Raw genomic sequence first — 13,028 nt, 5'->3', positions numbered from 1 at the left:
CTCCCTCGTGCGATGCCTGCGTCGAGGCATACCCTGAAGCCATGGATCCTCTCGTCGCCCCCGCACCTGCTCTGGAGCCGACCGAACTCGTGCGCACCGCTCGGCATGCCGTGCTCACCGGCATCGGCGAAGAGGGGCAGCGGCGCCTCAACGCCGCGCGTGTCACGGTCGTCGGCGCCGGCGGCCTCGGCTCGCCGGTACTGCTCGCGCTCGCCGCGGCGGGCATCGGAGCGCTCACCGTGATCGACGACGACGTCGTGGAGCTGACCAACCTGCAGCGTCAGCTCGCCCACCGCGTCGAAGACATCGGCACGCACAAGACCGCCTCCGCCGCGCGGGCGATCACGGCACTCGCGCCGCAGACCACCGTCACGCAGCTGCCCGAGCGCCTCGATGCCGCGAACGCCGAACGCCTGCTCGCGGGAGCCGATGTCGTCGTCGACACGAGCGACTCGTTCGAGACCCGCCGCGAGGTCGCGGCCGCCGCCGAAGCCCTCGGACTTCCGCTCGTGTGGGGCGCGGTGCAGGAGTGGCACGCGCAGGCCACCGTCTTCTGGTCGCATCCGCCCCAGGGCGAACCGGTCGTGCTCGCCGACCTCTTCCCGCCAGGAACCGAGGGCGAACCACCCAGCTGCGCGCAGGTCGGCGTGCTCGGCGCGCTGTGCGTGCAGGTCGGCGGACTCCTCGCCGGCGAGGTCATCAAGCTCGTCACGGGCGCCGGTGAGCCGCTGCTCGGCCGGCTCGCCATGATCGACGCGCTCACCTCGCGGCAGCACGAGATCGCGATCCGTCCGGCATCCGCCGTCACCCAGGCGGTGTCCGCATGACCGGGCGTCGCACGGTCGAGGACCAGCTCGCCCGCGTTCTCGAGGCCGTGGAGGTGCTCGAGGCGGAGACGCGCGCGGTGAAGGATGCCGCAGGGCGCACGCTCGCCGATCCGGCCGTCGCCGCCCACGACATCCCGCTGTTCGACAACTCCGCGATGGACGGCTTCGCCGTGCGCGCGGCCGATGTCGCCACGGCATCCGAGGAGCACCCTGTCACGCTGCGGGTCGTCGCCGACCTGCCGGCCGGAGTCTCGATCGATCCGCCGCTCGGCGCCGGCGAGGCCGCGCGCATCATGACCGGCTCCCCGACGCCCGCGGATGCCGACACCATCGTGCCCTTCGAAGACACGGAAGGCGGTCTCGCGGACTCCCTCGGCGAGGTGCGGGTGCTTCACGCTCCCGCGAAGCCCGGCACGTTCGTGCGACGACGCGGCGCAGACCTGAAGGCAGGCGATGAGGTCGTGCGGGCAGGCGAGCGCCTGGGTGCCTTCCAGCTCGCGGCCGCGGTTGCCGCCGGAGTATCGGGGGTGACCGTGACGCGCGCGCCGCGCGTGGCCGTCATCTCCACCGGGAGCGAGCTGCTCGACCCGGGCGAGCCCGCCGAACGCGGCCGTATCCCCGACTCGAACGGTCCGCTGCTGGAGCAGCTGGTGGCGGATGCCGATGCCGAGGTCGTGCTCGTCGCCCGGGTGCCCGATTTGCCGGAGGCCGTCAGCGCCGTGACGGCCGAAGCCGTCGAGGTCGGTGCCGACGTGATCATCTTCACGGGCGGCGTGAGCGCCGGTGCGTACGAGCCCGTGCGCGGGGCGTTCGACGGTCGCGGCGAGGTCGAGTTCGTGAGCGTCGCGATGCAGCCGGGCAAGCCCCAGGCGTTCGGCGCGCTCGACGCCGGCGGCCTCGTCTTCGGACTGCCCGGCAACCCTGTCAGCGTCGCGGTGTCGTTCGAGGTGTTCGTGCGCCCGGCTCTCCTCGCGATGCAGGGTCGCACCGACATCCGCCGCGCGCATGCGCCCTTCACCGCCGATGCCGCATGGACCACGCCGCCCGGACGCCGCCAGTACCTTCCGGCCGTCGTCGACCTCGCCGCGCGCACGGTGCGTCCGGCCACGGCGGGCGGATCGGGGTCGCACCTGGCCGGAGGCCTCGCCCGCGCCCACGCGTTCGCGATCGTGCCCGCCGAGGTCGAGGCCGTCGCCGTGGGCGACGTGATCGATGTCATGCTGGTGGGATGAGCTTCCCTCACCTTGACGCGGCCGGCCGCGCGCACATGGTCGATGTGACCGCGAAGCAGCCGACCGTCCGCACGGCGACGGCACGCGGTTTCGTGCGCTGCAGCGCCGAGGTCATCACCGCCCTCCGCGACGGCACCGCCCCGAAGGGCGACGTGCTCGCGGTCGCCCGGATCGCGGGCATCCAGGCCGCCAAGTCGACCCCGGCGCTGCTGCCGCTCGCCCATGTGATCGGCGTGCACCGCGCCAATGTCGAACTCGACATCGTCGACGACGGCGTGCTGATCGAGGCGACCGTGGGAACCGCCGATCGCACCGGCGTCGAGATGGAGGCGCTGACCGCCGTCTCCGTGGCCGCGCTCGGAATCGTCGACATGATCAAGGGACTCGATCGTTCGGTCGTGATCGAGGACGTGCGCATCGTCGCGAAGTCGGGCGGGCGCTCCGGCGACTGGGTCCGCCCGGGAGAAGACGCACCCGGAGACGCACGATGACCCGCGTGCGCTACTTCGCCGCCGCCGCGGAAGCCGCGGGCACGGATGCCGAGGAACGCGACGAACCCACGCTTCTGGCCTTCCGTGCGGCTGTGATCGCGCAGCATCCGGCCCTCGTCGACATCCTGCCGCGCTGCGCCGTGCTCGTCGACGGCGTGCGCGCCGATGACGACCGGCCGCTCGACGACGCCCAGCTCATCGACGTGCTCCCGCCCTTCGCGGGCGGGTGAGGCGAGCGGCGGCTCAGCCGCCGATGCCCTTCCACGACGTGGTCCCGTCGGATTCGACCTGACGCTTCCAGACGGGCAGATCCTTCTTGATCGCCTCGATCACCGCACGGCACACCTCGAAAGCCTCGGCCCGGTGCTCGGAGGCGACGGCGATCACGACAGCCGCGTCGCCGACTTCCAGCCGGCCGATGCGGTGACTGACCGCCACCACGGCGGAGGCGTCGCCCCCGGCCTCTTCGGCGATCCGGCGCAGTGTCGCCTCGGCATCCGGGTGGGAGCTGTACTCGAGGCCGACCACGGGCGTCTGCGCGTCGGGGTCGTTGTCGCGCACGCGTCCGACGAAGGTCGTCACGCCGCCGAGCCGCGGATCCTCCACTGCGCGCAGGTGCGCGTCGAGGTCGAGCAACTCTTCGCTCATGGCTGCCAGTCGTACGTCGTTCATGTGTGGTCTCCGCCCTCTACCTGATCCACGATGTGCCCGGCGACGCCGAGAATCACGGGAACTCCGGATGCGACGGCACGCGTCGATCCGGGAAGATTCACGACCAGCGCCCCGTACGGGTCGATGATGCCGGCAACGCCCCGCGACAGCACCGACAGGGGCGTATCGGCCATTCCGCTGCGCCGCAGCTCTTCGGCGATGCCGGGGATCTCGCGGGTGACCACCCGGCTCGTGCCCTCCGGCGTCTGGTCACGCGGACCGACACCGGTGCCGCCCGTCGTCACGATCAGTCGGATGCCGCGTGCCGCGGCTCTGCGCAGGGCATCGGCCACGGAGCTCGTGCCGTCTTCGATGATCTCGGCATCCGGGCAGCTCCACCCCGCGGCCCGCAGCAGCTCCACGGCGATCGGACCGCCACGGTCTTCGCGCTCCCCGCGGAAGGATCGATCCGAGACGGTGATCACGAGAGCGGGATGCGACGTCATGGCTCCACCCTAGGTGCCGGGGTCCCTCGCGGAAACAGGCCGACGCGCGGAATCAGGCCGATCTTGTCGGAATCGGCCTGATTCGGCGCGTTCGCCTGATTCCGCGCGGGGTCAGCGCCGCACCCGGGTCAGGTGACGCGGATGAGCGAACGCTGCCAGCCGGACGATCCGTCGGGCGCGATCGGTGCACGTTCCTCGATCTGGAGGTCGCCGTTCTTGTTCACGGCGCGAACGGCGACGTAGTGCGTGCCGGGGGTCGCGTCCCACTCCATGAACCACTGCACCCAGGTGTCGTCGTTGATCGGAGTCGACATCGTGACCGCGGTCCACTCGCCTTCGTCGATCTTCACCTCGACGCGCTCGATGCCCACGGACTGCGCCCAGGCGACACCCGCGATCGGGATCTTGCCGGCGGGCACGGCCTCGCCGATGCTGGGGGTGTCGAGCCTCGACGAGAACTTGATCGGCGCCTCGGCGCTGTAGCCGCGAGGGGTCCAGTACGCCTCGTCCTTCGCGAAGGTCGTGACCTTGAGCTCGGTGAGCCACTTCGTCGCCGAGACGTAGCCGTAGAGACCGGGAACGACCATCCGCACCGGGAAGCCGTGCTCGGCGGGCAGAGGCTCGCCGTTCATGGCGACCGCGAGGATCGCGTCGAGGTTGTCGTCGGTCAGGGCCGACAGCGGGGTGCTCGCGGTGTAGCCGTCGACGCTCTTCGAGAGCACCATGTCGGCACCCGACTTCACGCCCGCCTTCTTCAGCACGTCACGCAGGGGGACGCCGAGCCACATCGCGTTGCCGGCGAGCTCACCGCCGACCTCGTTGGAGACGCATGTCAGGGTGATCGAGTACTCGTCGAGCCCCATGTCGAGGAGGTCCTGGAACGACATCTCCACCTTCTGGTCGACCATGCCGTCGATCGTGAGACGCCAGGTCGCGGGATCGATGGTCGGAACCGTCAGCGCGGTGTCGACGCGGTAGAAGTCCTTGTTCGGGGTGAACAGCTTGCTCAGACCCTTGATGTCGAGCTCGGCGCCCTCGGGGATCGTGACCTTCGACTTCGCCGAGGGCAGCTTCAGGGAGTCGCGGATGGCCTCGACCGACCCCACCGTCATGCTCACAGCACGCGATGCGACGCCGACGACGACGGCGGATGCTCCCGAGATCGCGGCCACCATGAAGAAGCGGCGGCGGTCGATGCCCTTGGGCGCAGCGGTCTCGGCGTCAGCGCTGACGCCTTCCGCACGCTCCGGGAGGACGGCGGCACGCCAGGCGCGCAGGCGCTTGACGAGGAGGAGGAGGACGATCGATCCGGCGATGGTGCCGAGGACCGGCGGCAGGAAAGCCAGCGCGGGGGCTCCGGCCCGGGTCACGATCGCAGCGGTCGAGAGCACACCGGCGATGATCAGCGCGACGACACCGAGCGGGGGCTTGATGAGTTGCAGGATGCCGGCGATCGCCGACGCGATGACCACGGCGAGGCCGAGGCTGCCGAGCAGCACGAGCTTGTCGTATTCGCCGAACGTGGCGATCGCGAACTCCTTGAAGGGCTGCGGAACGATGTCGATCACGAAGCCGCCGACCGCGAGGATCGGGCTCGCCGCGCGGGCGAAGAGGAGGGCGAACAGCTCGGCGACCGCGAGGAAGACCGCGCCGCCGATCACCCCCGAGAGGGCAGCCCACGCGATGAATCGTTTGCCGCTGCGGCGCTTGGCCATGATCGTCTCCTGTTCCACCGGTGAAGGTGCTCAGCGGTTGTTCGGAGACAGAGGGGAATCGGATCGGAGGCGCGCACGTCACCAGCGCATCCGGCCCGACTCGGACTCCGCAGAACGACACGAACTTCGTCGCAGGGACCAGCCGGATTCGTGCGAAGTCCGTGCTGTTCTGCGGATCGCGTTCCGCGACGGTCAGACGACGACGCGGTCCGGCCGCGCGTAGACGTTCATCGACGTCCCACGCACGAAGCCGGCGAGCGTCAGCCCTGACGCCGCTGCGAGCTCGACGGCCAGCGACGACGGCGCCGACACGGCGGAGAGGATCGGGATGCCGGCCATCACCGCCTTCTGCACGAGCTCGAAGCTCGCACGTCCGGACACCTGCAGCACGGTGCCGGTCAGGGGCAGCCGATCCTCGAGCACCGCCCAGCCGATCACCTTGTCGACGGCGTTGTGCCGACCGACGTCCTCCCGCAGCACCAGGAGCTCTCCGGTCGCCGCGTCGAACAGCGCGGCGGCATGGAGGCCGCCGGTCTTCTCGAACACGGCTTGCCCCTCGCGCAGCCTGTCGGGGAGCGACAGCAGCAGCGCGGCATCCACCGTCACGGCATCCGCCGCCACGTCGAAACGGGAGGTCTTCTCGATCGCCTCGATGGAGGCCGCTCCGCACACGCCGCACGAACTCGTCGTATAGAAGTTGCGGGCGATGTCGGTGACTGGCGCCTCGAGTCCCGACCGGAGAGTGACGTCGAGCACGTTGTACGTGTTGCCGGCGGAGAGCGCGGATGCCGGCGGCTCGCTGCCGATCGTCAGCAGCGAGCCCGGGCTGCCGCCTCCGGTGCCGGGTCCCCCGCAGTGGATCGCGGTGAGGAAGTCGCCGCCCGCCGAGATCACGCTCTCCGACACGAGGAATCCCGCCGCGAGCTCGACGTCGTGGCCGGGAGTGCGCATCGTCACGGTGAGCGGGCTGCCCGAGAGGCGGATCTCGAGGGGCTCCTCGACGGCGAGGGTGTCGGCACGCCGGCGGACGGTGGCACCCTCATCGGCGAGCACGATGCGCGTGACGGGAGAGCGTGCGGTGAGGCGACCCATCTCAGTCGCCCGATGCGATCGCGCCGGCACGGTGCTCGAGGCGCACGATCACGGACTTCGAGGTCGGCGTGCCGCTGACATCGGCGACCGAGTCGAGCGGCACGAGCACGTTCGTCTCCGGGTAGTACGCCGCGGCATTGCCGCGCGGGGTGGAGTACGGCACGATGCGGAACTCCTCGGCCCGGCGCTCCTCGACGGAGCCGTCGGGGCGTTTCCACTCCGAGACGATGTCGACGATCTCGCCCTCGGCGAATCCGCGCTCGACGATGTCGTCGGCATTGACCAGCACGACCCTCCGGCCACCGCGGATGCCGCGATAGCGGTCGTCCTTGCCGTAGATCGTGGTGTTGTACTGATCGTGCGAGCGCAGGGTCTGCAGCAGGAGGCGACCCGCCGGGATCACCGGGTACTCCAACACGTTCGCCGTGAAGCGGGCCTTGCCGTCGACGGTCGCGAACCGACGCTCGTCGCGCGGGCCGTTCGGGAGGAAGAAGGTGCGACCCTTCTGGATGCGGTCCTCGTAGTCCTCGAAACCCGGGATCACGCGGGCGATATGCGAGCGGATGAGGGCGTAGTCCGTCTCGAGGGCCGCCCAGTCGGCGCGCGGCACGTTCATCGCCGCACCCGGCGTGCTCTTCTCCGCCTCGACCTTCCCGTATTCGGGGAGTCCGCGCTCGGGATCGCCGTCATGTGACGCGGGCGCGTGCGCCGGCGATGATCCGTCGGCGAAGAGGTGACCGCAGAGGCGCGCGACGATGGCGACCTCGCTGAGCAGATCGTCGGCGGGCGGTACCAGGCGACCGCGCGAGGCGTGCACGGCGCCCATCGAATCCTCGACCGTGACCCGCTGCTCGGCGTCGCCGCGGCGGTCGCGATCGGTGCGGCCGAGAGTCGGCAGGATGATCGCGCGACGCCCCGTGACCACGTGCGAGCGGTTGAGCTTGGTGGAGACCTGGACCGTGAGGTTCACCCGGGCCATCGCCGCCTCGACGACCGCTGTGTCGGGGGTGGCCGAGACGAAGTTGCCGCCCATGCCCATGAAGACCCGCACGCGGCCGTCGCGCATCGCCCGGATCGCCTCGACCGTGTCGAAGCCGTGCTCGCGGGGTGCGGTGAAGGCGAACTCGCGGTCGAGCGCCTCGAGGAACGACTCGGACGGCTTCTCGTAGATGCCCACGGTGCGGTCGCCCTGCACGTTGGAATGCCCGCGCACCGGGCACACGCCCGCGCCCTTCCGCCCGATGTTGCCCTGCAGCAGCAGCACGTTGACGATGTCGCGCAGCATCGGCACCGAGTGCTTGTGCTGCGTGAGACCCATCGCCCAGCAGACGATCGTGGCCTTCGAGGCACGGACGTCCTCCGCGATCTCGCGCAGCCCCTCTTCCGAGACACCGGTCGCCTCGCTCAGCGACGCCCAGTCGGCGTGTGCCATGGCCTCTCGGTAGGCGTCGATGCCGCTGGTGTGGGCGTCGATGAAGGCGTGGTCGAGCACGCCGCCGTCGCGCTCCTCCACCTCGAGCAGATGCTTGCCGATCGCCTGGAACAGCGCCTGGTCACCGCCGGAGCGGATCTGCACGAACCGGTCGGCGATCTTCGTGCCGCCGAAGGCCACACCCCGCGGGGTCTGCGGATTCTCGAAACGCATGAGGCCGGCCTCGGGCAGCGGATTCACGGCGATGATCCTCGCGCCGCGCTGCTTCGCCTTCTCGAGTGCGGACAGCATGCGCGGGTGATTGGTCCCCGGGTTCTGCCCGGCGACGATGAGCAGGTCGGCATCGTGCACGTCCTCGATCGACACCGTGCCCTTGCCGATGCCGATGGTCTCGGTCAGCGCGGAGCCGCTGGACTCGTGGCACATGTTCGAGCAGTCCGGCAGGTTGTTCGTGCCGATGCCGCGTACGAGCAGCTGGTACAGGAAGGCGGCCTCGTTCGAGGTGCGACCCGAGGTGTAGAAGACGGTCTCGTCGGGGTCGTCGACCGCCGCGATCGCATCGGACACCTCCCGCAACGCGTCGTCCCAGGAGAGGGGGCGGTAGTGCGTCGCCCCCTCATCGAGGATCATCGGATGCGTCAACCGCCCCTGCTGGCCGAGCCACCAGTCGTCATGGCTGCGCAGCTCGTCGATCGAGTGCCCGCGGAAGAACTCCGGTCCGACCGTGCGCCGCGTCGCCTCTTCGGCGACCGCCTTGGCGCCGTTCTCGCAGAACTCCGCGATGTGGCGCTTGTCCTCCTCGGGCCAGGCGCAGCCGGGGCAGTCGAAGCCGTCCTTCTGATTCACCAGCGCGAGGGTCTGCACCGAGCGCACGACGCCCATCTGCTCGTTCGCGATCTGCAGCGCATGCAGCACGGCGGGCACGCCGACGGCGACCTTCTTCGGCTCCGAGACCTTCACGCGGGTCTCGTCGATGTCGGACTTCGGTGCCTTCGTCGCCATGGCGCCATGTTAGGCCAGCATCCGCGGAGTGGGGCTCGAGCCCCACGGCATCCGCTCCGCACACATCCTCGGCTTCTCACCATCTCCGAGGATGCTTCGACGCCCGGGCAGTGACAGAGTGGCATCGGAGAGGTGACCCGATGCCGCGCCCCAGCACACCCAAGCTGTCCATCGATGCGATCGTCGATGCCGCCATCACCTTGGCCGAGCAGACCGGCGGTCTCTTCACCATGGCCGATCTCGCTGCCGCGCTCGAGGTGCGTCCGTCCTCGCTCTACAACCACGTGGCGGGTCGGGCCGAGGTCGTCGATCTCATCCGCCACCGAATGCACGAGGAGATGGCGGTGCGCATCGACCCGCGCGCGGACTGGCGCACGGTGGTCCGAGAGTCGGCGCGTGCGCAGCGAGACGCCCTGGCGCGCCGCCCCTGGCTGACGATGCTCCTCGCGACGTCGCCCGCCGAGCTCGGCGCCGCCGCGTCGAGTATCGAGAACATCGCTTTCGTGCTTTCGCGGGCGGGATTCCGGGATGCCGACCTGCTGCAGATCATCACCGCGATCGACATCGTCGCGATCGGCGCGAGCCTCGATCTGCTGTCGCCGGAGCGGCTCTATCCGCGGGACGTGCTCGCAGAGTCGGCGAGCCTCTCCCGCGCGCTCCGACACGCTCCGCGCGACCTGCCGCGAGCGGAGTCGGCTTTCGTATTCGCCGTCGACCTGCTGATCAGCGGACTCGAGCAGCGCCTCGCGGCCGGCAATCCGCCCGCCTTCCCAGCCTCGCCCGCCTGACCCGCCCGGGCACGAGCGACGCACCCGGGCGGCGACTCGGCGTCTACTCCGCCGCGCGATACACGGCGGCGCTCCAGGGGAGCACCTGCCCGCCGTTTTCCGACGCGCGACTCGCGAGCAGCAGTTCTCCCCGCTCGCGAGGCGCCTCGAGCGGCGCGTCCGCGAAGTTCGCGACGACGAGCAGCTCACCCGATCGGTAGATCCATCGTTCGTCCGTCACCTCGACCTCCACGTACTCCGCACCGGCTCCGAGGTGTTCGGAATGCAGCGCGATGAGGTCGCGCACGAGATGGAGCACGGAGCGGGGATCGCTGCGCTGACGCTCGACGTTGACGGCAGCGTCCGGATGGATCGGCAACCACGGGGTGCCGGCGGTGAAGGCCCCGTCGTCCGTCTCATTCCACCGCATCGGCGCGCGCGCGTTGTCGCGGGGCCATTGCCCGTTGAGCCCTCCGGCGGTGAGCGGGTCCTGCTGCAGGTCGGAGGGGATGTCGCTGTCGACCATGCCCAGCTCGTCGCCGTAGTAGAGCGCGTACGTACCGGGGAGCGTGGCGAGCACAGTGTGGGCCAGGCGCAGCCGCCCTTCATCGTTCTGCGCCCAGCGCGTCGACATGCGCGGCAGGTCGTGGTTCGACCCCGCCCATACCGTCGCCGATCCTGCCGGGAACGAGGCGAACGATTCGCGTACGATCCGCGCGAGGGCCTGCGGCTCGAACGGGGCGAAGATCAGCGGGAAGTTGAAGCCCAGCTGCAGCTCGTCACCATCCCCGTAGTACGGCGTCAATTCGTCGACGCGGGCGACCCAGGTCTCGCCGAGCAGCAGCCGCGGCGGATCGAACTGTTCCGCCGCCGCGCGCCAGTCCCGGTACACCTGATGCGTCTCGGGCTGATTGAAGTTGTACTTGTGCTCGATGCCGTAGCGCCCCTGCACTTCGGTGTTGTAGATCACCGCGCGAGGATCCACGGGGTTGTCGCGCAGCAGCCTGTCCTTGTACAGCCCGTTCGCGACGTCGATGCGGAAGCCCGCGACGCCGCGCCGGTACCAGAAGTCCATGATCCTGGCGAACTCGGCGTGCACGCGCTCGTCCCACCAGTTGAGATCGGGCTGAGCGTCGAGGAAGTTGTGGAAGTAGTACTGGCCGGTCTGCTCGTCGAGCGTCCAGGCCACCTCTCCGGTGTCGTCGACCCAGTTGTTGGGGAGCGAACCGTCCTCCTTGCCATCCGCCCACACGTAGTAGGACCGGTGCTCCGAATCACGCGAACTGCGCGCGTCGAGGAACCACGGATGCTCGGAACTCGTGTGGTTCGCGACGAGGTCGAGCATGACCTTCATGCCGCGTTCCCCTGCCTGAGTGATCAGGCGATCGAGCGTGGCGAGATCGCCGAGGTCGGACTGCACGTTCTCGTAGTCGGCGACGTCGTAGCCCCAGTCGCGGTTCGGCGACGGCATCGTCGGCGAGAGCCAGAGCGCATCGACGCCGAGCCATTCGAGGTACTCAAGGCGGTCGATGATGCCCTGGATGTCGCCGTGACCGTCGGCGTTCGCGTCCTGGAAGGACCGTACATAGATGTGATAGAGCGTCGCGCCCCTCCACCACTCCGTCGTTTCGGAAGAGTTCTGCTGGTTCATGTCCCGGAGTCTCACAAGCGGGAGGATCCGGGGGCAAACATCCGGCGAATGCGGTTCGTTTCCTGTTTGACACTGCTTCGGCGTGGTCCCAGGTTGGAGTCACAGGCCTGCCACCCACCCGACCGGATCGCCAGACGGCGATCACATGCCGAAGGACTCACCGATGAGCCGCAGCACGCAATCCGACAATCAGCAGGGAACGCCGCACTCGACCGCCTCCGACCTCGGAGAGCTCAGGACGCCGGGCTTCGCCGAGCGACTCGCGTACGGCTGCGGCGACGTCGCCTCGAACCTCGTGTTCATCGCCGTCGCCTCCTTCCTCACGTTCTTCTACACCGACGTCGTCGGCATCGATGCCGGCGTGGTCGGCACGATCTTCCTCGTCTCCCGGCTCATCGCCGCCGTCTCCGACCTCGCCATCGGGATCGCGATGGAGAAGCGGCGGTCGCGGCGGGGCGGCAAGGCGCTGCCGTGGCTGAAGTGGTTCGCCGTGCCCTTCGGACTGTCCGTCGCGCTGATGTTCTCGGCTCCCGATCTCGGCGACACCGGCAAGATCGTCTACGCGTTCATCACGTTCAACCTCTGCGCCTCCGTCATCTACTCGGCGATCAACATCCCCTACGGCGTGCTCGCCACGTTGATGACGAAAGACCAGTTCGGCCGTGCACTGCTCAACACCTTCCGGATGGTCGGCTGCTACGTCGGCTCGATCGCGATCGCGGCGGTCACCCTTCCGATGGTCGACGGCTTCGGCGGCGGCGCACTCGCCTGGACGTACACGTTCCTCATCATCGGCGCGCTGGTCACGGCACTGTTCTTGATCACGTTCCGGTTCTGCCGCGAGGCGGTGTCCCCCGCCGAGGTCTCGACGGATGATCGGAAGGCCCCGCCGCTGCCGGTCATGCGTACCCTCGGTCTCCTTGCGGGCAATCGCTACTGGATGCTGCTCCTCGGCTTCAGCGTCGTGCTGAACATTCTCCTCACGCTCCCCGGCGTTTCGCTCTACTACGCGAAGTGGGTGCTCGGTGACGAGTCCGCCGCCACGGGCATCCTGACCCTCCGCATGATCGCAGAGCTCTCCGGCGTGCTGCTCGCCGTCCCCGTCGTGAAACGGTGGGGAAAGCGCAACGCCTGCATCCTCGCCTGCGCGGTGATCGTGGCCGGGCAGCTCCTGATCCTCATCGATCCGTCCACCCTCACCACGGTCATCATCGGGCAATGCGTCGCCGGCATCGGTGCCGGAGCCATCCTGGGTTCGATCTTCGCGATGATCGGCGATGTGATCGAGCACGTCGAATGGCGCAGCCATGTACGCGCCGAGGGCATCGTCTACAGCGGCATCTCGGTCGGCCAGAAGATCGGCGCCGGCATCGGCAGCATGATCATCGGCATGATGCTCGCCGGGAGCGGCTACGTCTCGTCAGCCACGGCGAGCGAACAACCGGAGTCTGCGATCGGGGCCATCGGCTTCCTGTTCATCTGGTTGCCGGTGATCTCCGCCGTCGCCATGGCCGCGCTGCTCATCGGCTACACGCTCGACCGCCGGTATCCGCGCATCGTGTCCGAGCTCGCCGCTCGGCGCGAGGCCGTCGGCAGCTGATCCTGCCCGGATCTCGGACAATCGCGCGTTTCTCGGATGCTCATGCCGAGAAACGCGCGGTC

Annotated in this window: 12 protein-coding genes; 6 read left to right on the top strand and 6 right to left on the bottom strand. The window is 69.3% G+C overall.

Annotated features, from left to right (window positions below; genetic code table 11):
- Window positions 1-41: 41 nt before the first annotated feature.
- The 4 genes from LC452_RS09220 to LC452_RS09205 are packed head-to-tail and all read left to right on the top strand — an operon-like array spanning window position 42 to window position 2,780.
- Window positions 42-827: a HesA/MoeB/ThiF family protein gene (locus LC452_RS09220; protein WP_223624405.1), complete on the top strand. Its 786-nt coding sequence runs from the start codon at window positions 42-44 to the stop codon at window positions 825-827.
- The gene (gene glp, locus LC452_RS09215; RefSeq protein ID WP_223624403.1) at window positions 824-2,059 is read left to right on the top strand and encodes a gephyrin-like molybdotransferase Glp; all 1,236 of its coding nucleotides are present in this window, start codon (window positions 824-826) and stop codon (window positions 2,057-2,059) included. The genes LC452_RS09220 and glp overlap by 4 nt, the downstream gene beginning before the upstream one ends.
- Entirely contained in the window at window positions 2,056-2,550 is a 495-nt protein-coding gene (gene moaC, locus LC452_RS09210) for a cyclic pyranopterin monophosphate synthase MoaC (RefSeq protein WP_223624401.1), read from the top strand. The genes glp and moaC overlap by 4 nt, the downstream gene beginning before the upstream one ends.
- Window positions 2,547-2,780, top strand: coding sequence for a MoaD/ThiS family protein (locus LC452_RS09205; protein ID WP_223624399.1), 234 nt, complete (start codon window positions 2,547-2,549; stop codon window positions 2,778-2,780). Before moaC ends, LC452_RS09205 begins: the two co-directional genes overlap by 4 nt.
- A 13-nt stretch (window positions 2,781-2,793) precedes the next feature.
- Here the strand turns inward: LC452_RS09205 and LC452_RS09200 are convergent, their stop codons facing one another.
- The 5 genes from LC452_RS09200 to LC452_RS09180 all read right to left on the bottom strand — a co-directional run bounded on the left by LC452_RS09200 (window position 2,794) and on the right by LC452_RS09180 (window position 8,948).
- Window positions 2,794-3,222 carry a molybdenum cofactor biosynthesis protein MoaE gene (locus tag LC452_RS09200; protein WP_223624397.1) on the bottom strand — a complete coding sequence of 143 codons (429 nt, stop codon included), beginning with the start codon at window positions 3,220-3,222 and terminating at the stop codon, window positions 2,794-2,796.
- Window positions 3,219-3,707, bottom strand: a complete 489-nt coding sequence (locus LC452_RS09195) for a molybdenum cofactor biosynthesis protein B (protein ID WP_223624395.1) — start codon at window positions 3,705-3,707, stop codon at window positions 3,219-3,221. The genes LC452_RS09200 and LC452_RS09195 overlap by 4 nt, the downstream gene beginning before the upstream one ends.
- Window positions 3,708-3,835: 128 nt before the next feature.
- Window positions 3,836-5,422 (bottom strand): molybdopterin-dependent oxidoreductase, encoded by a 1,587-nt coding sequence (locus LC452_RS09190; protein WP_223624393.1) that lies wholly within the window; start codon window positions 5,420-5,422, stop codon window positions 3,836-3,838.
- 192 nt (window positions 5,423-5,614) lie between these two features.
- Window positions 5,615-6,514, bottom strand: a complete 900-nt coding sequence (gene fdhD, locus LC452_RS09185; protein ID WP_223624391.1) for a formate dehydrogenase accessory sulfurtransferase FdhD — start codon at window positions 6,512-6,514, stop codon at window positions 5,615-5,617.
- Window position 6,515: 1 nt separating this feature from the next.
- The gene (locus LC452_RS09180; RefSeq protein WP_223624389.1) at window positions 6,516-8,948 is read right to left on the bottom strand and encodes an FdhF/YdeP family oxidoreductase; all 2,433 of its coding nucleotides are present in this window, start codon (window positions 8,946-8,948) and stop codon (window positions 6,516-6,518) included.
- Window positions 8,949-9,088: 140 nt separating this feature from the next.
- On the opposite strand from LC452_RS09180, the gene LC452_RS09175 reads away from it, so the two are divergent.
- The gene (locus LC452_RS09175; protein WP_223624387.1) at window positions 9,089-9,736 is read left to right on the top strand and encodes a TetR/AcrR family transcriptional regulator C-terminal domain-containing protein; all 648 of its coding nucleotides are present in this window, start codon (window positions 9,089-9,091) and stop codon (window positions 9,734-9,736) included.
- 43 nt (window positions 9,737-9,779) lie between these two features.
- Here LC452_RS09175 and LC452_RS09170 read toward each other — a convergent pair whose 3' ends face one another.
- Window positions 9,780-11,366, bottom strand: a complete 1,587-nt coding sequence (locus tag LC452_RS09170) for an alpha-amylase family glycosyl hydrolase (RefSeq protein WP_223624385.1) — start codon at window positions 11,364-11,366, stop codon at window positions 9,780-9,782.
- Window positions 11,367-11,529: 163 nt separating this feature from the next.
- Between LC452_RS09170 and LC452_RS09165 the strand changes: the two genes are divergently transcribed.
- Window positions 11,530-12,966 (top strand): MFS transporter, encoded by a 1,437-nt coding sequence (locus tag LC452_RS09165; protein ID WP_223624383.1) that lies wholly within the window; start codon window positions 11,530-11,532, stop codon window positions 12,964-12,966.
- The last annotated feature ends 62 nt before the right edge of the window (window positions 12,967-13,028 follow it).

Origin of the sequence: Microbacterium sp. EST19A, from assembly GCF_019969685.1 — a bacterium.
In the GTDB taxonomy this organism is placed as follows: Bacteria; Actinomycetota; Actinomycetes; order Actinomycetales; family Microbacteriaceae; genus Microbacterium.
The sequence above is the reverse complement of the archived record's forward strand: the minus strand, read 5'-3'. Positions and strand labels throughout refer to the sequence as shown.

What these genes read in the sequence shown, in the direction of transcription:
- LC452_RS09190 (WP_223624393.1), bottom strand. Translation starts at nt 5,422, where the DNA reads ATGGCCAAGCGCCGCAGCGGCAAACGATTCATCGCGTGGGCTGCCCTC.
- LC452_RS09165 (WP_223624383.1), top strand. Translation starts at nt 11,530, where the DNA reads ATGAGCCGCAGCACGCAATCCGACAATCAGCAGGGAACGCCGCACTCG.
- LC452_RS09200 (WP_223624397.1), bottom strand. Translation starts at nt 3,222, where the DNA reads ATGAACGACGTACGACTGGCAGCCATGAGCGAAGAGTTGCTCGACCTC.
- fdhD (WP_223624391.1), bottom strand. Translation starts at nt 6,514, where the DNA reads ATGGGTCGCCTCACCGCACGCTCTCCCGTCACGCGCATCGTGCTCGCC.
- glp (WP_223624403.1), top strand. Translation starts at nt 824, where the DNA reads ATGACCGGGCGTCGCACGGTCGAGGACCAGCTCGCCCGCGTTCTCGAG.
- LC452_RS09195 (WP_223624395.1), bottom strand. Translation starts at nt 3,707, where the DNA reads ATGACGTCGCATCCCGCTCTCGTGATCACCGTCTCGGATCGATCCTTC.
- LC452_RS09175 (WP_223624387.1), top strand. Translation starts at nt 9,089, where the DNA reads ATGCCGCGCCCCAGCACACCCAAGCTGTCCATCGATGCGATCGTCGAT.
- moaC (WP_223624401.1), top strand. Translation starts at nt 2,056, where the DNA reads ATGAGCTTCCCTCACCTTGACGCGGCCGGCCGCGCGCACATGGTCGAT.
- LC452_RS09180 (WP_223624389.1), bottom strand. Translation starts at nt 8,948, where the DNA reads ATGGCGACGAAGGCACCGAAGTCCGACATCGACGAGACCCGCGTGAAG.
- LC452_RS09170 (WP_223624385.1), bottom strand. Translation starts at nt 11,366, where the DNA reads ATGAACCAGCAGAACTCTTCCGAAACGACGGAGTGGTGGAGGGGCGCG.
- LC452_RS09205 (WP_223624399.1), top strand. Translation starts at nt 2,547, where the DNA reads ATGACCCGCGTGCGCTACTTCGCCGCCGCCGCGGAAGCCGCGGGCACG.
- LC452_RS09220 (WP_223624405.1), top strand. Translation starts at nt 42, where the DNA reads ATGGATCCTCTCGTCGCCCCCGCACCTGCTCTGGAGCCGACCGAACTC.